Source organism: Flavobacterium branchiophilum FL-15 (assembly GCF_000253275.1).
Taxonomy (GTDB): Bacteria; Bacteroidota; Bacteroidia; order Flavobacteriales; family Flavobacteriaceae; genus Flavobacterium; species Flavobacterium branchiophilum.
Map to the genome: position 1 here is coordinate 2,187,390 of NC_016001.1, position 19,126 is coordinate 2,206,515.

A 19,126-nucleotide genomic window follows, 5' to 3' on the forward strand; every position below is an offset into this window, starting at 1 on the left:
TTTTAATAATTCAATAATGCTTTAGCATGTGTTAGTGCAGATTCGCTAGGATTTTTTCCTGATAGCATTTCGGCAATTTCGATGATACGGTCGTCTTTGGATAATAATTGTAATTCGGATATGGTATTTTCGCCAATATTAGATTTGAAAACCTTGTAATGTTGTAAACCTTTTGCAGCAATTTGTGGCAAATGTGTAATTGCGAATACTTGCATGGACTGGCTCATAGTTTTCATGATTTCGCCCATTTTATTGGCAATTTCGCCAGAAACTCCTGTGTCAATTTCGTCGAAAATGATGGTGGGCAACTTGGAGTATTGTGCTAAGATGGCTTTTACGGCAAGCATGATTCTGGATAATTCACCACCAGAGGCCACTTTTTTGAGCATTCCAAAATCAGTTCCTTTGTTGGCTGCAAATAAAAATAATAATTCTTCGTTACCGTTTGGCAGGAATTTGTCCTTTGGTAATAATTCAATTTTAAAATCGCTATTGGGCATACCAAGTTGTACCAATATTTCTTTGGCTTTTTGGACTAAAATAGGTATGGCAATTTGACGTTTTTGGGAAATTTCTTGTGCTAAATGGGATAATTCATCGCTACATTTTGCAATAAAATCAGATCCTTTTTGAATTCTAATATCTAAATCACTTACAGAAAGTATTTTTTGGTTGAGGCTATTTTGTATATCAATTAATTGTGAAACTGTAAGAACTTGATGTTTTTTTTGTAAATTATATATATTTTGAAGTTTTTGATTTACTTTTATTAATTCCTCTGGATCGTTTTGTAACATATCTGAAGCTTGGTCAATTTCGTCTAAAACATCGTTCATTTCTATCAAAATACTATCTATTCTTTCTAAAAATTGGTTGTATTTTGAGGCAAAAGGGGCAATTTTTTGTAAAGATACTTTTATTTCTCTCAAATTTTGTTTGGCTCCTATTTGCTCTTCGTTTGCAATAGTTCCAATTTTTTCTAAATTTTCTTTTATTATTTCTACATTATTCAACTGTTCAAAAGATTCTTCTAACAACTCTTGTTCGCCATCTACAAGTTTTGCAGACAATAATTCTTCTAATAAAAAGGTATTATAATCGTGCTCTTTTAAGCTATTCTTTTGTTCGTCAAGGAGTTGCGAAAGTAAATTTTGAGCTTTTTTGTATTCTTTCAATTTAGATTGATAGGCCGCAAGACCCGTTTGATTTTGAGCAATGGCATCTAAAATCATAAATTGATACGATTCTTCCGACAATTCGCTCGTTTGGTGTTGAGAGTGTATGTCTATCAAAAAAACTGAAATCTCTTGTAAAACTTGTATAGTTACAGGGGTGTCGTTTATGAAAGCCCTTGATTTACCTGAAGGTAATATTTCACGCCTAATCAATGTAAGGTCTTGATAATCAATATCATATTGGTCAAAAAAATTCAATAAATTGTATTTAGCTACATTGAAAGTAGCTTCTACTATACATTTTTCTTCTTTATTTTTTAAAGAAGTTAAATCGGCTCTTTTGCCTTGTATCAATCCCAAAGCTCCTAGCAATATAGATTTACCAGCACCTGTTTCGCCAGTGATTATTGAAAATTTATCAGAAAAATCTATATTTAATTTTTCTATCAAAGCGAAATTTTGTATAGATAATGATATTAACATATTTTTTTTAAAATTAAAAATTTAATTTTTTATAGTAGCCCATTTCGAGGCATTTAAAGGTGAAATAGTATTGATGTTTTGTAGTAATTTTTGAATGTCCATTTTGGGTCCACCCGAAAAAATCGAAACAATTTCATCTGATTTTGCGTCAAAAAAAGTACGAGCCAAATAGGAATTGGGTCTGGTTTGGTGTAATGACAGCAATTCGTTTATGGCTAAACTTATTTTTTCTTTTCCTATAGCAGCATTTTTTGACATTACATCAAGTCCATTTCTATGGTATTGATACATGGCATTTCTATAAGCACCAAAAGTGGGCGACAAAATATCATTAATCAACGCAAATCTGTTTTGGGTTTTGTCATTAGACCAGCCTTTATAATTGCTGCCTTGAGCTAAATTCAAAATATTAAGAGCTGCTTCAAAACTTTTGTTCCCACCATTTTCTACAAATGTATCTTGATCCAAACCAATAATCATATAACAATAAAAAGCCACAACAGCCACTAAATTTGAATCAAAACTCGTTGGATTATATGTTAAATTTTCAAATTCGTAATATTTGAAGTTAAAATTTTTATCATTTATATTTAATATTGGTGCGGCATAACTGGTATCAAAAACGGGTCTTGAAGACTGCACTTGTAGGGAAGCAGCGTATAAATCAGATGTTACAGACTCGAGAATTATAGTAAAAGTACAATTGATTTTTTCTGATGCTTCATACTTATCTGAAGTCCAATTGGTTTTATTGATCAATTCATTTAAAGATGTTTCTAATGTTTTAAACACTTTTTGATTTGTTACACCTAATTTTTCAGAATTAACGATAACATTACATTTCAGCTCTTGAGCATAAAAAATAGAACTTGAAAAAACGAGTAATATGCTAAAAATTTTATTCATTGTAATGAGCAATTATTTTGTTGATAATATCTAGTGCAACGGCTTCTTTGGACTTCAATTCGTGCGATTCTATTTCAAATTGCTGGTTGATAAACGTTACTTTGTTGGTTGATTTTCCAAAACCAGCTCCTATATCATTAAGTGAATTTAAAACAATCAAATCTAAATTTTTCTTTTGAATTTTTAATTTGGCATGTTCAATTTCATTTTCAGTTTCTAATGCAAAGCCTACTAAAAATTGTTTTTTTTTAATGGCTCCCATCGATGCTAGTATGTCTTTTGTTTTCTCTAATTCAATGGTAAAACTGTCGTCGTTTTTTTTAATTTTTTGTTGTGCAACCCATTTGGGTTTGTAATCTGCAACAGCTGCCGCCGCAATGGCTGCATCTACAGTATCAAAAACTTGATGACAAGCCTCGAACATTTCTTGTGCCGAAGTTACGGCAATTAATTGAATTTGATTTGATTTAATTTGACAATGAGTGGGTCCCGAAATTAAAATTACTTCTGCACCATATTGAGCCGCTTGATGGGCAATATCAAATCCCATTTTGCCCGATGAATGATTGCCAATAAACCGAACAGGGTCTATGGCTTCGTAGGTTGGTCCTGCTGTAACAAGTATTTTTTTGCCTCGTAGAGGTAATGATTTGGCAAGGTCTGCCTCGATAAAAGACACTATATTTTCAGGCTCTGCCATTCTACCTTCGCCAACTAATCCACTGGCTAACTCCCCTTTTTCGGCAGGAATGATGATATTCCCAAATTTTTGCAAAGCTTCAAAATTGGCTTTAGTGGTTTGGTGTTGGTACATGTCTAAGTCCATAGCAGGAGCTACAAACACCTTTGATTTTGAAGATAAATATGTGGCCATCAATAGGTTATCACACACCCCGTTGGCAATTTTAGCAATAGTGTTGGCCGTTGCAGGTGCAATGACCATCAAATCGGCCCAAATGGCTAAATCAACATGATTGTTCCATACGGCATTTTCATTACTTTCGTCAAAAAAAGTACTATAAACAGGATTTTTAGACAAAGTAGCAAGCGTAAGGGGTGTAATAAAATCTTTGGCAGCAGGTGTCATAATGACCTGAACATTTGCTCCTGCTTTTACAAAAAGCCTTACCAAATGAGCTGATTTATAAGCGGCAATTCCCGCAGAAATTCCAAGCAATAGGTTTTTACCGCTTAATACAGACATTGTTTTATATTTTGATTATTTATGAAAAATTTTTCCTTCTAACCATTCTTGCACTGCTAATGCGTGAGGTTTTGGGAGTTTCTCATAAAATTTAGACACTTCGATTTGTTCTTTATTTTCAAAAATTTCTTCCAAACTATCGTTATAAGTAGCAAACTCTTCTAATTTTTCTGTAAGTTCTTTTTTAATTTCAGAATTGATTTGATTTGCTCTTTTAGCCATAATAGTGATGGCCTCATACACATTTCCTGTTGGTTCTTCGATAACACTTTTATTATAAGTGATTGTGTTTACAGGCGCATTAACTTTTTTTAAATCCATGACTTTATTGTTTTGAAAATTGTTGTAATTCTTTGTTAATTTTTTCAAGCATTGCATCTGCTTTGTCTTTAAAGGCAGTATTTGAATTGAACTTCATTAAATTTTGATAAGCTATTTTTGAATTGTTCAAACGTTCTTCCATTTTTGAAGGTACACTGTTTATAGCTAATTTAAAGGCCGAATCGAGTTTTAAAAACAAGGCCTTTTCTTTTAATGGTGTCCCTGGAAAGTCGGCAATAAAATTATCAAATGCTACTAAAGCTGCTTTATAATCTGAAATAGTATTGTATTGTTTGGCATTTTCAAAGGCCTTCACTTCAATTTTTTCTCTTAACGTTTTTACTATTTCATTGGCCTCAACCAAATAAGATGAAGTTGGATAGGCATCAATAAAAGTTTGCATTTTATCAATCGCTTTTTCTGTATCTACTTGATCTAAAGAATAAACTGGAGATAATTTAGAAAAACTTTTAGCACCTAAATAAGCGGCTTCTTCTATTTTTTCGCTTTTGGGATAGCTTGATACAAATTTTTCAAATTGATAACCCGACACATGAAATTGTTCTGTTTTGTACAACGCTTGTGCATAGGTATAAAACATTTTTTCTGCTTGTGGTTTGCCTCGATAACTGGGTGCTATTTGTTCAAATAATCGAATGGCTTTGTTGTATTTTCCATTATCATATTGCTTGTTTGCCTCTTCATATTTTACAGCAATGTCTTCTGTTTTTAGCGCTTTTTGATAAGGACTGCAAGAAAATAGTGCAATCGAGAGCATCAATAATAATAAATTTTTCTTCATCATATCATTTTTAATCGTTTTTAGGTTTGTATTATTTCTAAAAACGAACTGCAAATTTAGTTAATAATTTAACGACATCAAAATATTTTTTATTATTAACAAAATCTTATGTTTTTATCAAAATACATTAACTGTTTTTTCGTACAAAATCTTGAAGTCTATTTACTAAATCTGCATCCACATTGACTAATGGCAACCTTACAAAGTGGTCTGACAAGCCAAGTGCTTTGTGAATTTCTTTGATGCCTGCCGGATTGCCTTGTTCAAAAATCATATCGATACATTCGGCCATTTGATAATGAATTTGATAGGCTTGATCTACTTGGCGTTGCAATCCAAAACGAACCATATCTGAAAATTGTTTTGGAAACCCCTCGCCTATTACAGATATCACCCCTTTTCCTCCTGCTAAAATCATTGGTAATGTAAGCATATCATCTCCTGAAATAACAAGAAAATCCTTAGGCGTTTGTTGAATTAATTTCATAGCTTGAACCATGTCGCCTGCCGCTTCTTTGATGGCTACAATGTTTTCAAAATCTTGTGCTAGTCGTGCCACTGTGGCCGGAAGCATGTTGCTAGAAGTTCTGCCTGGTACATTATATAATATTATAGGTTTTGGACTTGCTAGTGCAATGGCTTTAAAGTGCTGATAAATACCCTCCTGAGTTGGTTTATTGTAATATGGCGAAACCGACAAAATAGCCTCAAAAGCTGTCAGATCACGGGTTTTCAATTCGTGAATGATTTGTTGGGTATTGTTGCCGCCAACTCCCAACACAAGCGGTAGTCTGCCATTGTTGGCCTCTATAATGGTTTGGATAACAAGATCTTTTTCAGTTTCATTTAACGTTGCATTTTCTGCTGTTGTGCCTAATATGACCAAATAATCGATACCATTAGCTATTTGATACTCAACTATTCGTACTAATGCCTCTGTATCTACTGAAAAATCTGATTTGAATGGGGTAACTAGTGCAACACCCGTGCCTATTAATGATTGCATTTTATATTCGTTTTAATATTTTTAAATATTTGAAAAGTTCGTTAGTAAAAACTTCATAATCTGTTAATTTGGAACTAATGATCAAATGGTTCAAATTTGTATTGATGGTTGAAAAACCAGCTTTAAATCGAGCTTTTGATTCATTTGTCAATAATACCAATGCCATTTTTTCAATATCGTAATAACTTATCAAAAGGTCAAATGGTGTTTGAATAAAGTCATTAACAACTTGAGGCCTAAAAAGACCGTTGGAATCCAAATGGTCGAACCCAAATGTGGGATCTGAATACACTTCGTTTTTATTAATTTTATCCTTGTACACGATGATTTTTATTTGATGTTTGTCTATTCCATGACGAACAAGCAAATCTATCAACAAATTTTTATTCAAATTAGTTGAATCATCCAACAACAAACCTACTGATTTTGTTGTAGTTACAACCGAATTACATTTTGAATTATGCAATTTATTTTTTAATATTTTTTTTAGCCAAATATTTTTTATATAATTCAAAAACATATTACCTTTACTAGATTACAAAATTAATTAAATAAGTTTCATTTCAAATGGTAAAATTAAAAAACTATATCGTTGTATTCAAACATTTTGTTATATTTCTAACAATTTTTATTTTTCTATCCTGTCAGCATCAAAGGTATTATATTACAAAAATTGAAGCAAAAAAAATTTCTTTATCTGAAAAAGACATTCAAAATCCTGATATTGAACAATTTATAAAACCATATAGAGAACACATCAACAAGGACTTATCAGAAATTTTAGCTTATAATCCAGAAAATTTAGATAAAAAAGATGGTGATTGGCAAACCGCCATTGGTTGTTTGTTAGCCGATATAACATTTGAAAAAGGCAATAAAGTATTTCTTTCAAGAGAAAACAAACCAATTGATATGTGTTTGTTAAATCATGGAGGTATCCGATCAAATTTGCCTCAAGGCAACATCACTTCTAAAAATGCTTTTCAGCTTATGCCTTTTGAAAATGCTTTGTATATTGTGGCTTTAAAAGGGGAACAAATATTGGAAATGACCCAATATTTAATTGCCGAAAAAAAACCACACCCATTATCTGGAATGACATTTACAATAGATAAAAACAATCAAGCTAAAAACATAGAAATTCAAGGTAAACCATTGGATACCAATAAAATATACTTTGTAGCTACCTCTGATTATCTTTCTGGTGGCGGCGATAGCATGGAGTTTTTTAAAAAATCCACTACCAAATATGATATGAATTACAAATTAAGAAATATTGTTATCGATTATTTAAAAGAGGTTGATACCATAAAAGTAACTAAAAACAAACGCATTATCAAAGAAAACACTATGTAATATATTGTATCATGAAATCAAATATATTATTGAGAAAATACAAAAATTAACAATATGAAAAGACGAGATTTTATACAAAAAACTACTGCCAGTACAACATTTTTAACCATGGGTGGACTGTCGTTAAGTAGTTTTAATCAAAAAAACACCAAGCACCTTACTATTTTACATACAAATGATGTACACAGTTATATAGATCCTTTTCCGGCAGACGATCCCAGAAATCCAAACATGGGAGGCGTTAGCCGTCGAGCAGAAGTGATTCACCATATTCGAAAAGAAAATCCAAATGTGCTTCTTTTAGATGCTGGTGATATTTTTCAGGGTACACCATATTTCAATTATTATGGAGGTGAATTGGAATTCAAATTGATGAGCATGATGCAATATGATGCTGCTACCATTGGCAATCACGACTTTGATAACGGTTTAGATGGTTTACTAGCTCAAATGCCACATGCCAAGTTTGATTTTTTGTCTGCAAATTATGATTTTTCAAAAACCCAATTGGATTCTTTTGTAAAACCCTATAAAATTTTTATCAAAAACGGAATTAAAGTAGGTGTTTTTGGCTTGGGTGTTGCATTATATGGACTTGTGGACAAAAAAAATTACAAAGAAACGGTATATTTAGACCCTTTTGAAATAAGTCAGGATATGGTTAAAATTTTGAAACACGAACAGCATTGTGATCTTGTGATTTGTTTGTCGCATTTGGGATACCAATATAAAAATGAACCACAAAAACCTTCTGATTTACAATTGGCCGCTGCCTCAAAAGGAATCGATTTGATTATTGGTGGACACACCCACACCTTTTTAGACAAACCTACAATTGTAAAAAATGCAGAAGATAAAGACGTTATTGTAAATCAAGTGGGTTGTTATGGGTTGAATATGGGAAGAATTGACTTTTATTTAGATCAAGACAAATCATTTGCTAGTAAGGCTACATTAATTAGCATTTAATTTATTTATTGTAATAAATGACCAACAAAAAAAGAAATTTTGAGTAGTGAAAACTATAAATTCTAATGGTTCAAATATAAATAAACTTAAATAAAAATTATTAATTAAAATAATAAAAACATTTACAACCGAAAACGAAAAAGCGATAACAAGCAGTGTTATGGCTTTGTTTTCGTTTGTAAAATAGTGTGGCAATACCAAACTCCCAAGTACAGAACTAAAAATCATTAAATTCAATATTGGAAGTAATTTGAGCGAAATATGAAATCCCATTAAAAATAAAAAAATTAAATTTAATGACAAAAAACCAATTACAATTTTTATAGAAAGCCACGAAAATTTGAATTTGATATGTTGATAGGTGTAAACCAAAAATAATAAATACATCAAACAATTAAAGCACATTGCTAAAAAATAGTATTTTTTTGTACCTTCTAAAAACAAAATATTACAAATAAACATAGATATTATAGACAATATATATACCATGCTTGTTTCGTTTGAAAACCGATAATAAAATATCAATAAAGTAGGTGCGATAAGGAGTTTAAAAAAATATTTGAAAAAAATAACATCATTAGCTTCGCAAATAATATCTAAAAATACTAGCGTAAAATAAGCAATTCTAATATTATTAAACGTCAAATATTTTTTTAAACTATTCATAATCAAAGTATTAAATTCAAAAAATCATTTTCACTAATTATTTTAATTTGCAACTTTTGAGCCTTCTCTAGTTTTGAAGGCCCCATATTGTTACCTGCAATTACAAAATCGGTTTTAGAAGAAATAGCACTTCCAATTTTGCCACCATGAGCTTCTATAGCTTTTTTCAAATCGTCTCTCGAAAATTGTTCAAAAACTCCCGACACTACAAATACCTTATCTAATAATTTATCTGAAAGGTTGCCGCTATTTTTTTGATCCAATTCAAATTGAATTCCGTGAGATTTCAGTCTTGCAATATTACGTAAATTTTCTGAATTATCAAAAAAATCAACAATACTTTTAGCGGTTTTTTCACCTATATCGTCTGTTTGCAACAATTCATCGAGTGGAGCTTGTATCAGTTGGTCGATATTTTGCCATTTCTTAGCCAGTTTTTTGGCACTCGTTTCGCCCACAAACCTAATGCCCAAAGCATATAACACATTTTCAAAAGGACGGTTTTTAGAGGCAAGTACCCCATTGATAAGGTTTTCTGCCGATTTTTGAGCCATTCTTTCCAAGGGCAATAATTGTTCAATAGTTACATCATACAAATCTGCATAGTTTGTTACCAATCCATTTTCATACAACAAGGCTACTGTTTCGCCACCAAGACCTTCTATATCCATGGCTTTTCTGGATATAAAATGTTGAATTCTTCCTATAATTTGTGGCGGACATTGGTAAAAATTTGGACAATAATGGTTAGCTTCACCATCTGTTCGTATAAGTGCTGTGCCACATTCAGGACATGTATCGATATAGGTTATAGGACCCGAATGATTGGTTCTTTTTTCTAAATCAACACCTACAATTTTTGGGATAATTTCTCCTCCTTTTTCTACAAATACAACATCACCCAAACGAATATCTAATTTTTGTATTTGATCTGCGTTGTGCAACGAAGCCCTTTTAACTATGGTTCCTGCCAATTGAACAGGAGCTAAATTTGCAACGGGAGTAATAGACCCCGTTCTTCCAACTTGATAAGTTATTGATGTTAGTATAGTAGTAGCTTGTGCTGCTTTGAACTTATATGCCATAGCCCAACGAGGCGATTTGGATGTATAGCCCAACTCCTCTTGTTGTTGAATTGAATTAACTTTAATAACAACCCCGTCTGTTTCATAAGGCAATTCTATTCTTTTTTTGTCCCAATATTCAATAAACTCAAAAACTTCTTCAATGTTTTGAGCTAAAATAGATTGATTTGGAACTTTGAAACCCCATTTTCGGGCAGATGCTAAACTTTCAAATTGGGTTTTAAAAACGTTATTTTCGCCAATGATGTAATACAACAAACAATCCAAAGGCCTTTTGGCCACTTCAGCACTATCTTGCAACTTTAAACTTCCAGAGGCTGTATTTCGAGGATTTGAATATGGAGTTTCGCCAATTTCAATCAGTTCTTGATTCATTTTTTCAAAACCCTCAAATGGTAAAATGATTTCGCCTCGAACATCAAATTTAGATGGATAATCATGTCCTTGCAAAACCAATGGAATCGATTTTATGGTTTTGATATTTGGCGTTACATCATCACCCTGAATCCCGTCGCCACGTGTAACTGCCCGAACTAGTTTACCGTTTTCATACGTAATACTAATAGACGCTCCATCATATTTTAACTCACAAACATACTCCAATTTTACATCGCCCAAAACCCTTTGGATACGGGCCTCCCAATCCAACAAATCTTCTTTAGAATATGAATTATCCAACGAGTACATTCTGTGATTATGTACTACCGTTTGAAATTGTTTTGAAATATACCCTCCCACCCGTTGCGTTGGCGAATTTTCATCAAAATATTCAGGATATTTCAATTCCAACTCCTGTAATGATTTGAGTTTCGTATCAAATTCATAATCCGATATTTTTGGATCATCTAGTACATAATACTCATAGTTGTACTGATTGATTTCGGCTCTTAATTGTTGTATTTGTTGTAGCATGTATGGTTGTTTTAAGAAAAACAAAAATACAAATATTTACTTAAAAAAAACAAATTTTTTAAGATTGAATAATCGAATCTATTTGATTATACAAATGGCCATCGCTCAAAATAGCCCCTTGCTGAATCAATTGAAATAAAGCAACATTTCGTTCTTCTTCAAAAAATTTCTTGCCAATTTTCATTTCAATTAAATCCGTAAACAATTGATCGCTTACATATTGCAACCCTTCTTTTGTAAGAAAATCTACATTTTTATCTAACGACTTCAATACAATCGATTCAATGAATTGAACATCACTCTTGAAAAGAAAAATATGATTTTTAGAAAAATGTTCTAAATATACGGCTCTTGTAAGCACACCTTCCCAAATCAAATCAGAAAATACATCCAATTCTTGTTCGGCAACATCTGGATTTTCTATTTTTAATTGGTCCCACTCTGCTTTATCAATTGCTTGAGTGGCTAAAAAGTTGGTGAATTCTGGATGCAATTCTTCAAATTGTTCTTTTGTCAAACGGGTATATTTCATTATAGTATTTTAAAAAATTACTAAAAAAAAATCCCGATTTTCATCGGGATTCTATAACTTATAATAGTCATTAAGCTCTTTCTGCAACAATTTCATAAGGCAAATCCACTACAACGTCTCTATGCAATCTGATAGAGGCAGAGTATTTACCAATTCTTTTGATAATACCAGATGTAATAAATTTTCTTTCAATTGTATGACCTGCTTTAGCCAATTCTTCGGCCAAATCGTTATTGGTAATAGAACCAAACAATTTTTCGCCACCTGCTTTTGCAGCAATTTTAATTTCTAATGTTTTTAGGGCTTCTGCAACTGCTTTTGCGTCGTTTACAATTTTAGCTTCTTTATGAGCTCTTTGTTTTAAGTTTTCGGCTAGCACTTTTTTTGCAGATGGAGTTGCTAAATGAGCAAAACCTTGTGGGATTAAATAATTGCGACCATAACCTGGTTTTACTGCAACTACATCATCTTTAAAGCCTAAATTTTGTACGTCTTTTCTTAATATAATTTCCATAATTTTGCTTCTTTATTATTTTAGTAAATCAGCCACATATGGCAGTATTGCTAAATGTCTGGCTCTTTTTACTGCAACAGACACTTTTCTTTGATATTTTAATGACGTTCCAGTTAATCTACGTGGCAAAATTTTACCTTGTTCGTTGATAAATTTCAACAAGAAATCTGCATCTTTATAATCGATGTATTTGATTCCAGATTTTTTGAAACGACAATATTTTTTGGTTTTGTTGGTTTCAATGTTCAAAGGCGTTAAATATCTAATATCTCCGTCTTTTTTTCCTTTTGATGATTGTTCTAATGACGACATAATAATTACGCTTTAGTATTTTTTAATTTTGCTCTTCTTCTTTCAGCCCATGAAATAGCGTGTTTGTCTAAACTTACAGTCAAAAATCGCATCACTCTTTCATCACGTCTAAATTCTGTTTCAAACGCTAATAATACTTCTCCTGCTACTTTAAACTCGAACAAATGGTAAAAACCACTTTTTTTGTTTTGAATTTCATAAGCCATTTTTTTTAGGCCCCAGTCTTCTTTTGCAACCATTTCTGCTCCTCTAGAAGTAAGAAATTCCTCGAATTTGCTTACTGTTTCCTTTACCTGAACGTCAGATAAAACGGGATTTAAAATGAAAACAGTTTCATAATGATTCATAAATATTTAATTTAATGTTAATTTGGGTGCAAAAGTAATGTTTTTTTTTAAATCTACAACTTTTATTTTATTTTTTATTCCAATAAAAAAAGTAAGTCTTTATAGACTCCATTTCCTAACGGATTTTACCCTCTACTTTATACCAAATATATTGTTAAAATAGTCCAAAGATGCGTAGTTATTTTTTAGAAAAAAATTTCAAAAAAATTCGTTGCATAGCTGGGCTCCGAAACTATTTTTTTTGAATCATTTTAGCAAAAAAAAACCAATAGATTGGGCAATTTTATACGCATATTTGGTATTACCTCCTTTAACAAAGATATAATACTATAAAAACAAACCCTTTAAAATCCAATAGCAACACTGCAAAACAAATCAAAAAAACTACAAAAACAAACCAACAAAAACCCTAAAAGCCACTTCAAAATTGGGCATGCCGCCAAAAAAAAGCAAGCCCCCACGCCCCAAACCCTTCAGGCGGGGCTTCCTTTTTTTGCCGTCGGGCTATCACGAGCACACGGTGCCTTGCTCTATCCCTCATGCGGGCAACCTCCAACAGACAGTCCCCACTCACCAAAGATTTTTTTTAAACTTCTTTTTTTTCGTTCTCCCACTTCTAATTTCTTGTTTCTAACTTCTTGCTTCTAACTTCTTACTTCTCATTTTTATTCTTGCAATTTTTTTTTATAAAAAAAGTTGCAAAATGTTTTTTTTTTTGTACTTTTGTGATGTGGATATAGAATGTTAAAAACGCAATAACTTTCGTATATCTACTAGTTAGCTACAATTTTATGAAGACCATAATCGCAAAAAACATAAATGAATTTTTAAATATCATTCATCAGAATGAAAACTTTAAAAATAATTGGTACAGAGGTCATAAAGAAACTTCTTATAGACTTGAACCAACTCTATATAGAAATAAAAAAGAAGTTATAACAGGAGAAAAACCAGTTCAATTTAGATATTATGAAATAAATGATGAGAATTTATCTATTAAAGAATTTAAGAAATTTTTTAAAGGGAAAACTGACAATTATAAATATAGTGATATTGACTACTTATATATGATGCAACATAATGGAATTGAAACACGATTATTAGATTTCACATCCAACCCATTAATTGCTTTATTTTTTAGCGTAGTTGACAAGAAACAAGTTAATATAGAAAAAGAAAATTATCAAAGTGATGACGAATTAGATGAAGAATGTTCTGCAATATTTTGTATCGACCCTATTTCTGTAAATAAAGTTTCATTTAACACAGAAAGTATAATAGACTTATCTTTTGTAAAATTCAATAAAATCAAAAATTTACGGACACCAATTTGTATAGAACCTAAAAATACAAAAATTGACAAAAGACTTGAAAATCAATATGGTAAATTTGTATTATTTGGAAGTGAAGTTAATCCACTAGACTGGTATGACATTACTCGAAAATCTATACTAAAAATAATTATTCCAAATTCAAAGAGACCTCAAATATTAAAAGAATTAAATAACAGGTTCAAAATTAATTATTCATATGTATATCCAGATAATGAGGGACTAAAATTACAAGTGAAAAAGAAAGTTGAAGATAAATATAAAAAACTGTAGCTAATCGAGTAGACTGCCCTGCTCCAATCGGAGCAGGGAGAGCCTCTCAAATGTTCACATTCACGAAATCCTAAAAAAACAAATAAAACTTTGAGTACACCACCGAGCATACGGGTCACGTACTCGGCGGTTCGCAAAGAGATGGGTTGAGTTGGATGTAAAGTTCTGTTAATGAAACGTATCCTCGTTTCTTCAAGCGTTGTAAAGTAATGGTTGTGCCTAAAATAGGGCTCTGTGCAATTGCCCAACCGCCTTTCCGTGTTCTGCTCCATGCGTATGCGTGGTCGGGGTCAACGCCTAATCGAATGAGGTTTTTCCTCTTGCGTTCGGGTTTCTTCCAGTTGTGCCAAATGCAGTAGCGTAGTCGGTTGCGTAACCCCCGCTCCGCAAAGTCTCCCGACTTTGTGGGAAACTGTTTTCGATTATATTAACTTCAAAATTAAAATTTATTGTTTGTATTATTTATTATTCTGCAAAGTGAGGAGACTTTGCGGAGCATTTCAGATGGAACTCGTTGGGGAGCTGGGCGATTTCGTATAAAATAACCTTCTTTCATATTTCTTGTTCTTTTTTAATTATGCCTCAAAGTCGGGAGACTTTGAGGAGCGGGGGCGTCCTTCTTTTTTCATAGTTTTAAGCTGAAAACCCAATTTTTCGAGGTTAATAACCCCGACAAAAGCATCAATAAAACGCACCGAATTATCGGCAGTGATTTTATCTTCTAAGCTACCCATTTGTAGCTGATTACGAGAAATTCCTTGAATATATTGCATGGTTAAAAATACGAAATATATTTTTTTTAACCAAATAAATTTACTTATTTTTGCTAAAAAAGATTGTGGGGTTTTTTCACAGTCTGACGTTAGCCGCCATTGTATCGCAGAATCCCTGAATTCAAGAATCTAACGTAACTTTAGGAAAAAAATTTAATTTTTATCATGAAAACAACTTAAAAAAAATAAAAAAAGAGAAATAAAATGAAAATTGTAAAAAAAATATTGATTTTTTCTGGATTAATAATATCACTTTTTTTCTTGTTTATATTTGGAATTACAACTGACTTTTTAACTGATAAAATCGATGTTGATAAAATAACAAAATGCAAAGAAATTGTAAGTATTGTTGAAAGAAATAAAGAATTTATTAAAGATAGTATTTCCAAAGATGCTGCAGGAAATGGAGAATGTATCAGATATTATATTAAAAAAAGTAGTGATATTGACAAACTCTTTTCAAAAATTAATAATGAAGATAAAAACAAATTCTCAGAGCTATTTGATAGCAATTTTTGTGAATATATTGAAATTAGTGAGCCAAAAAACTGCATAATGTTTTGCATGAAAACTTCTTTGAATAATTTACCAATTATTGGAAAATATAAAGCAATATTCATAATTTATGAAGATAAACCAACTTGTAATTGTAAAGACAATCCTATTGGAGATCCAAATTATGCAGAATATGTTAGAAAACTCTCTGAAAATTGGTATCAAACCAAAGTTGGAATATCAAAAAGACATTTTGGATGTTAAATAACAGTAAAATATAAAACAACGACGGCTAATCGAGTAGACTGCCCTGCTACAATCGGAGCAGGGAGAGCCTCTCACACCACCGAGTCCCGAAGTTTCGGGAGGTCACGTACTCGGCGGTTCGCTAAGAGATGGATTGAGTTGGATATAAACTTCAGTTAATGACAGACATTCTCATTTCTTCAATCTTTTCTGGATTAAATTATTTTTTTTAACCAAATAATTTTACTTATTTTTGCTAAAAAAGATTGTGGGTTTTTTCACAGTCTGACGTTATAGGCAAGCTTAAAAAGACAAACGACAACAAATGGATAAAATCAATTACGCTTTAGAATCATTTAAGAACATACAAGACTTAATAAAATTTGCTGACCAAAAGGCAGGAGCAATTCTTGTTGTCATTGGTTTAATATATACTGCTTTTGTTCAATATTTGGAAAACTTGGTATTCTCACTAACCAATCCGACTTTTATCGGTGTCTTTACTTTTGTAATGGGTATTGGAACAATAGTATGCCTTTCGTTTGTGCTTTATTATTCACTTTTTAAAATTCTAAAGCCACGTCTTTCGAAAAACTATCGAGAAGAGGACCTTTCAACTTTTTACTTTGAGCATATTTCAAAAGAATCGAAAAATATCCATACAAAATTTGAAACAATTACTGAAGAAATAATGCTTAAAGATATTCTTGACCAGAAAATAGAAGTTTCTAATATATTAAATGAAAAGAATAAGAACCTTTCAATTTCCTTTGTTTGGTTGTTCTTTTCACTAATTTCTTCAATGATATTTATTTTACTTTCAATTCAATTATAAATGGCACTAAAAGACGACATTAAAACAAAAGTAAAGGCAATACTTGATGAAAAGTTTGAAGTTAAGGACGTGACATATGTTCCAAAAATTGACAACTCAAAATTGACATTTGGAAATACAGGTTTGAAATTTACAGGTTCTTCACTTTTCATTGACCTACGTGGTTCAACCGCAGTTTTAAACACTCATAACAAGCCAATAGTCGCTAAATTACATATGGCTTTCTTTCATACAATCGTGAAAATTGCAAATAGTTTAGACGGCAATGTTAGAAGTTTTAACGGTGATAGTGCTTTAATATTTTTTCAAGGTAACTTAAAAGAAACTTTGTCTACAGCAGTTAAATGTGCAATGAAAATAAAGTATATGATTGACAATTCAGAAGGTGGCATAAACGAGCTTTTGAAAAAATATTCAAAATTAGATTTTGGAATAGGAATTGACCACGGAAATATTCTCTGTACGAAAGTTGGTGTTGGTGGTGAACACAACAGAGACATATTTTGGATTGGTAATCCTGTTAACAAATCAACTGTTTTGGGTGACAATAGTAAAGCTCCAAATCATATTGCAATATCAAGTTACGTCTATTCTAATCTTTTAGATTGGGCTAAATATCATACAAGAAAAAATCCTTGGGGACAAGAAGTAAATGTGGATATGTGGACACGTGGATTATTTACATACAACGGAAAAAATGAATACTATTATTATACAAGTTATCATTGGGAGGTATAGTAAGCCAGCCCATAACAGCATATTTATGAAATGGCGGGTTCAGTGCTAAAATGAAACATCCATTTTCAAAAGCCGCCACTTCTGCAAGCTGCGACATGTCAGGCTGTAAAAAAAACCTGTTTATTATCCAAAAAACCAAAAAATTGCTGGTTTTTGAATGTAATAGAAGCCATTTGCGAAAGGGTTATTTTTAAGCCGCATTATTTTGTTGCCAAATAATGTGGGCTGTAAAACGATGTTTTGAGGTGGGTTTAGAACAAAAAACAAGTTTTGCCTTGTAGGGTGAGTTCCATTTTTGAAGTTTGGCAATCAATTCTGGAATTCCTAAAATATTGATACTTCGCTTGATGTTGTAACTCGGTCAACCTTCTTTTTAAATCGTTTTTACTTCAAAACCAATTTCTGATAGATTTAAAACCTCCACAAATACATCGATAAAACGCACTTGATTTTCGGAGCCAATAGTGTCCTCCAAACTAGAAAGACGCATTTGTAAACGGGCTATTCCTGTGATATGTTGCATGATTAAATGTACAAAAAATAATAATAAAAAACACTATTTTATTTTATTTTTTTATTATTTTTGAGAAATATTTAACGGCTTTTTTTTTTAATTGTTAATCTTGGAAGCAACAATATAACCAAAATCGAAGAATACATATTAATTTAAAAAGAGTTTTGATAAAGCTAAATCATTTTCATTTTTACTTCATTTTAAAATTATTTTATCCAATATCATCTAAAAAAAACTGTTTTTGCAAGAAATCAATAAAAAATAAATGGAAAAGAAGTGCAACCACCAACAACTAGAATTTCGTTGCAACTAAATGACAAAGTATGAAATTTTAGCACTGAAATCCTATAAAAAATAAAAACTATAAGGTAAATCGTTGCCATTTTTGACAACTTATATTACAAAAAAACTTTTACAAAAATGAAAATAGCTTTTGAAAACATTCAACGTGAAAGCAACAGCTCGTTTAGAATACTGGTAAATCCCAAACTAAATGATTTGTATTATTGGCATTGTCATCCCGAAATTGAGCTTACTTACATTATTGCTCCAAAAGGAATTATAAAAATTGGCACCCACACCCACCCTTTTCAAGGCAGTGAACTTATACTTATTGGGCCAAATATTCCACATCTAAATTTTGATTATGGCATTAAAACAGAGTACCAAAAAATTGTTTTACAAATTAAGTAAGATTTTTTAAAACACGATATGGCCCACACCCCCGAGTTGCAATCTGTTTGTGAATTGCTAGAAAATGCCAAAAAAATAATCTGTTTTGAAGGAAAAACCAGAGACATCATTGATGAAAAATTATTACAAATCAACAACTTAAGTCCTTTTCATCAATTTTTAGAAGTGCTTCAAATATTAGAAATTTTAAATCAAAGTACCTCATGCTATTGTTTAGAACAATCTGCATTTCCATTAATCAAAAACCACAAAGATCAAAATCGTTTACAAAAAATTTATCGATATATCGAAATTCATTATCAAAATCCTATTCCAATTACTTCAATTGCTCAAGAAGTAGCTTTAACAGAGGAAGATTTTTGTAGGTATTTTAAAAAACATACTCAATTAACTTTTACGGCTTTTTTAAATCAATATCGGATTGTACATGCCAAAAGCCAGTTGCTATTGGGCAAAACGATATCTGAAGTATGTTATCATTGCGGATTTGAGAGTTTATCATATTTTAGTAGGATTTTTAAACGAATTGTTGGAAAAAATCATCAAAAATTTCAAAATAACTAAAAAGAGCATCAAATCAAAAATTTATTTTGATGCTATAAAAAAACATTATAAATTTGCATCAAACAAAATTCAGA

At 31.4% G+C, this 19,126-nt stretch carries 23 protein-coding genes and 1 pseudogene; 8 read left to right on the top strand and 16 right to left on the bottom strand.

The features are described 5' to 3' along the window. Nucleotides 1-2: 2 nt before the first annotated feature. From recN to FBFL15_RS09415, 7 genes are all read right to left on the bottom strand, one after another. The gene (gene recN, locus FBFL15_RS09385; protein WP_014084371.1) at nucleotides 3-1,658 is read right to left on the bottom strand and encodes a DNA repair protein RecN; all 1,656 of its coding nucleotides are present in this window, start codon (nucleotides 1,656-1,658) and stop codon (nucleotides 3-5) included. Nucleotides 1,659-1,679: 21 nt separating this feature from the next. After that, nucleotides 1,680-2,564 (bottom strand): type IX secretion system protein PorD, encoded by an 885-nt coding sequence (gene porD / locus FBFL15_RS09390; protein ID WP_014084372.1) that lies wholly within the window; start codon nucleotides 2,562-2,564, stop codon nucleotides 1,680-1,682. Next, nucleotides 2,557-3,768 carry a bifunctional phosphopantothenoylcysteine decarboxylase/phosphopantothenate--cysteine ligase CoaBC gene (gene coaBC / locus FBFL15_RS09395; RefSeq protein WP_014084373.1) on the bottom strand — a complete coding sequence of 404 codons (1,212 nt, stop codon included), beginning with the start codon at nucleotides 3,766-3,768 and terminating at the stop codon, nucleotides 2,557-2,559. Before coaBC ends, porD begins: the two co-directional genes overlap by 8 nt. Nucleotides 3,769-3,783: 15 nt before the next feature. After that, complete coding sequence (locus tag FBFL15_RS09400) at nucleotides 3,784-4,089, bottom strand: DNA-directed RNA polymerase subunit omega (RefSeq protein WP_014084374.1); 306 nt, start codon at nucleotides 4,087-4,089, stop codon at nucleotides 3,784-3,786. Between the two features lie 4 nt (nucleotides 4,090-4,093). Further along, nucleotides 4,094-4,891: an outer membrane protein assembly factor BamD gene (locus tag FBFL15_RS09405; RefSeq protein ID WP_014084375.1), complete on the bottom strand. Its 798-nt coding sequence runs from the start codon at nucleotides 4,889-4,891 to the stop codon at nucleotides 4,094-4,096. Nucleotides 4,892-5,018: 127 nt separating this feature from the next. Next, nucleotides 5,019-5,897: a 4-hydroxy-tetrahydrodipicolinate synthase gene (gene dapA / locus FBFL15_RS09410; protein ID WP_014084376.1), complete on the bottom strand. Its 879-nt coding sequence runs from the start codon at nucleotides 5,895-5,897 to the stop codon at nucleotides 5,019-5,021. 1 nt (nucleotide 5,898) lies between these two features. Continuing rightward, nucleotides 5,899-6,417, bottom strand: coding sequence for a DUF6913 domain-containing protein (locus FBFL15_RS09415; RefSeq protein WP_014084377.1), 519 nt, complete (start codon nucleotides 6,415-6,417; stop codon nucleotides 5,899-5,901). 47 nt (nucleotides 6,418-6,464) lie between these two features. On the opposite strand from FBFL15_RS09415, the gene FBFL15_RS09420 reads away from it, so the two are divergent. Together FBFL15_RS09420 and FBFL15_RS09425 are read left to right on the top strand one after the other, a co-directional pair. Further along, nucleotides 6,465-7,253 carry a 5'-nucleotidase C-terminal domain-containing protein gene (locus FBFL15_RS09420; protein WP_014084378.1) on the top strand — a complete coding sequence of 263 codons (789 nt, stop codon included), beginning with the start codon at nucleotides 6,465-6,467 and terminating at the stop codon, nucleotides 7,251-7,253. 54 nt (nucleotides 7,254-7,307) lie between these two features. Then, entirely contained in the window at nucleotides 7,308-8,222 is a 915-nt protein-coding gene (locus tag FBFL15_RS09425) for a bifunctional metallophosphatase/5'-nucleotidase (RefSeq protein WP_014084379.1), read from the top strand. Here FBFL15_RS09425 and FBFL15_RS09430 read toward each other — a convergent pair. The 6 genes from FBFL15_RS09430 to rpsF all read right to left on the bottom strand — a co-directional run bounded on the left by FBFL15_RS09430 (nucleotide 8,208) and on the right by rpsF (nucleotide 12,590). Continuing rightward, nucleotides 8,208-8,888, bottom strand: coding sequence for a hypothetical protein (locus FBFL15_RS09430; protein WP_044032233.1), 681 nt, complete (start codon nucleotides 8,886-8,888; stop codon nucleotides 8,208-8,210). The genes FBFL15_RS09425 and FBFL15_RS09430 overlap by 15 nt on opposite strands. Before the next feature lie 2 nt (nucleotides 8,889-8,890). Then, entirely contained in the window at nucleotides 8,891-10,885 is a 1,995-nt protein-coding gene (gene ligA, locus FBFL15_RS09435) for an NAD-dependent DNA ligase LigA (protein WP_014084380.1), read from the bottom strand. Nucleotides 10,886-10,943: 58 nt separating this feature from the next. Next, on the bottom strand, nucleotides 10,944-11,417 hold the full coding sequence (locus FBFL15_RS09440; RefSeq protein ID WP_014084381.1) for a DUF6495 family protein: 474 nt from the start codon (nucleotides 11,415-11,417) through the stop codon (nucleotides 10,944-10,946). 70 nt (nucleotides 11,418-11,487) lie between these two features. Continuing rightward, a complete protein-coding gene (gene rplI, locus FBFL15_RS09445; protein WP_014084382.1) occupies nucleotides 11,488-11,931 on the bottom strand; it encodes a 50S ribosomal protein L9 in 444 nt (147 codons plus the stop codon). Nucleotides 11,932-11,946: 15 nt separating this feature from the next. After that, a complete protein-coding gene (gene rpsR / locus FBFL15_RS09450) occupies nucleotides 11,947-12,243 on the bottom strand; it encodes a 30S ribosomal protein S18 (protein WP_014084383.1) in 297 nt (98 codons plus the stop codon). Nucleotides 12,244-12,248: 5 nt separating this feature from the next. Beyond that, entirely contained in the window at nucleotides 12,249-12,590 is a 342-nt protein-coding gene (gene rpsF / locus FBFL15_RS09455) for a 30S ribosomal protein S6 (RefSeq protein WP_014084384.1), read from the bottom strand. Between the two features lie 791 nt (nucleotides 12,591-13,381). On the opposite strand from rpsF, the gene FBFL15_RS09460 reads away from it, so the two are divergent. After that, a complete protein-coding gene (locus FBFL15_RS09460; protein WP_014084385.1) occupies nucleotides 13,382-14,194 on the top strand; it encodes an FRG domain-containing protein in 813 nt (270 codons plus the stop codon). A 115-nt stretch (nucleotides 14,195-14,309) separates the two neighbouring features. On the opposite strand, the pseudogene FBFL15_RS16810 reads toward FBFL15_RS09460, so the two are convergent. Together FBFL15_RS16810 and FBFL15_RS09465 are read right to left on the bottom strand one after the other, a co-directional pair. After that, nucleotides 14,310-14,570, bottom strand: a pseudogene (locus FBFL15_RS16810) (group II intron reverse transcriptase/maturase); the annotation flags it as partial. A 199-nt stretch (nucleotides 14,571-14,769) separates the two neighbouring features. After that, nucleotides 14,770-14,967 carry a hypothetical protein gene (locus FBFL15_RS09465; RefSeq protein ID WP_044032234.1) on the bottom strand — a complete coding sequence of 66 codons (198 nt, stop codon included), beginning with the start codon at nucleotides 14,965-14,967 and terminating at the stop codon, nucleotides 14,770-14,772. 204 nt (nucleotides 14,968-15,171) lie between these two features. Between FBFL15_RS09465 and FBFL15_RS09470 the strand changes: the two genes are divergently transcribed. The 3 genes from FBFL15_RS09470 to FBFL15_RS09480 all read left to right on the top strand — a co-directional run bounded on the left by FBFL15_RS09470 (nucleotide 15,172) and on the right by FBFL15_RS09480 (nucleotide 17,281). Next, a complete protein-coding gene (locus tag FBFL15_RS09470) occupies nucleotides 15,172-15,726 on the top strand; it encodes a hypothetical protein (protein ID WP_014084386.1) in 555 nt (184 codons plus the stop codon). A gap of 307 nt (nucleotides 15,727-16,033) precedes the next feature. Then, nucleotides 16,034-16,543, top strand: a complete 510-nt coding sequence (locus FBFL15_RS09475; protein WP_014084387.1) for a Pycsar system effector family protein — start codon at nucleotides 16,034-16,036, stop codon at nucleotides 16,541-16,543. Next, nucleotides 16,544-17,281 carry a nucleotidyl cyclase domain-containing protein gene (locus tag FBFL15_RS09480; protein WP_014084388.1) on the top strand — a complete coding sequence of 246 codons (738 nt, stop codon included), beginning with the start codon at nucleotides 16,544-16,546 and terminating at the stop codon, nucleotides 17,279-17,281. Between the two features lie 373 nt (nucleotides 17,282-17,654). Here FBFL15_RS09480 and FBFL15_RS16505 read toward each other — a convergent pair whose 3' ends face one another. Further along, a complete protein-coding gene (locus FBFL15_RS16505; protein ID WP_158309095.1) occupies nucleotides 17,655-17,804 on the bottom strand; it encodes a hypothetical protein in 150 nt (49 codons plus the stop codon). Nucleotides 17,805-18,215: 411 nt separating this feature from the next. On the opposite strand from FBFL15_RS16505, the gene FBFL15_RS16700 reads away from it, so the two are divergent. Continuing rightward, nucleotides 18,216-18,488, top strand: coding sequence for a cupin domain-containing protein (locus FBFL15_RS16700; RefSeq protein WP_083839246.1), 273 nt, complete (start codon nucleotides 18,216-18,218; stop codon nucleotides 18,486-18,488). Between the two features lie 18 nt (nucleotides 18,489-18,506). Next, nucleotides 18,507-19,052, top strand: a complete 546-nt coding sequence (locus tag FBFL15_RS09485) for a helix-turn-helix transcriptional regulator (RefSeq protein ID WP_083839247.1) — start codon at nucleotides 18,507-18,509, stop codon at nucleotides 19,050-19,052. The last annotated feature ends 74 nt before the right edge of the window (nucleotides 19,053-19,126 follow it).

Coding starts and splice junctions, on each gene's coding strand:
- recN (WP_014084371.1), bottom strand. CDS start 1,658: ATGTTAATATCATTATCTATACAAAATTTCGCTTTGATAGAAAAATTA.
- porD (WP_014084372.1), bottom strand. CDS start 2,564: ATGAATAAAATTTTTAGCATATTACTCGTTTTTTCAAGTTCTATTTTT.
- coaBC (WP_014084373.1), bottom strand. CDS start 3,768: ATGTCTGTATTAAGCGGTAAAAACCTATTGCTTGGAATTTCTGCGGGA.
- FBFL15_RS09400 (WP_014084374.1), bottom strand. CDS start 4,089: ATGGATTTAAAAAAAGTTAATGCGCCTGTAAACACAATCACTTATAAT.
- FBFL15_RS09405 (WP_014084375.1), bottom strand. CDS start 4,891: ATGAAGAAAAATTTATTATTATTGATGCTCTCGATTGCACTATTTTCT.
- dapA (WP_014084376.1), bottom strand. CDS start 5,897: ATGCAATCATTAATAGGCACGGGTGTTGCACTAGTTACCCCATTCAAA.
- FBFL15_RS09415 (WP_014084377.1), bottom strand. CDS start 6,417: ATGTTTTTGAATTATATAAAAAATATTTGGCTAAAAAAAATATTAAAA.
- FBFL15_RS09420 (WP_014084378.1), top strand. CDS start 6,465: ATGGTAAAATTAAAAAACTATATCGTTGTATTCAAACATTTTGTTATA.
- FBFL15_RS09425 (WP_014084379.1), top strand. CDS start 7,308: ATGAAAAGACGAGATTTTATACAAAAAACTACTGCCAGTACAACATTT.
- FBFL15_RS09430 (WP_044032233.1), bottom strand. CDS start 8,888: ATGAATAGTTTAAAAAAATATTTGACGTTTAATAATATTAGAATTGCT.
- ligA (WP_014084380.1), bottom strand. CDS start 10,885: ATGCTACAACAAATACAACAATTAAGAGCCGAAATCAATCAGTACAAC.
- FBFL15_RS09440 (WP_014084381.1), bottom strand. CDS start 11,417: ATGAAATATACCCGTTTGACAAAAGAACAATTTGAAGAATTGCATCCA.
- rplI (WP_014084382.1), bottom strand. CDS start 11,931: ATGGAAATTATATTAAGAAAAGACGTACAAAATTTAGGCTTTAAAGAT.
- rpsR (WP_014084383.1), bottom strand. CDS start 12,243: ATGTCGTCATTAGAACAATCATCAAAAGGAAAAAAAGACGGAGATATT.
- rpsF (WP_014084384.1), bottom strand. CDS start 12,590: ATGAATCATTATGAAACTGTTTTCATTTTAAATCCCGTTTTATCTGAC.
- FBFL15_RS09460 (WP_014084385.1), top strand. CDS start 13,382: ATGAAGACCATAATCGCAAAAAACATAAATGAATTTTTAAATATCATT.
- FBFL15_RS09465 (WP_044032234.1), bottom strand. CDS start 14,967: ATGCAATATATTCAAGGAATTTCTCGTAATCAGCTACAAATGGGTAGC.
- FBFL15_RS09470 (WP_014084386.1), top strand. CDS start 15,172: ATGAAAATTGTAAAAAAAATATTGATTTTTTCTGGATTAATAATATCA.
- FBFL15_RS09475 (WP_014084387.1), top strand. CDS start 16,034: ATGGATAAAATCAATTACGCTTTAGAATCATTTAAGAACATACAAGAC.
- FBFL15_RS09480 (WP_014084388.1), top strand. CDS start 16,544: ATGGCACTAAAAGACGACATTAAAACAAAAGTAAAGGCAATACTTGAT.
- FBFL15_RS16505 (WP_158309095.1), bottom strand. CDS start 17,804: ATGCAACATATCACAGGAATAGCCCGTTTACAAATGCGTCTTTCTAGT.
- FBFL15_RS16700 (WP_083839246.1), top strand. CDS start 18,216: ATGAAAATAGCTTTTGAAAACATTCAACGTGAAAGCAACAGCTCGTTT.
- FBFL15_RS09485 (WP_083839247.1), top strand. CDS start 18,507: ATGGCCCACACCCCCGAGTTGCAATCTGTTTGTGAATTGCTAGAAAAT.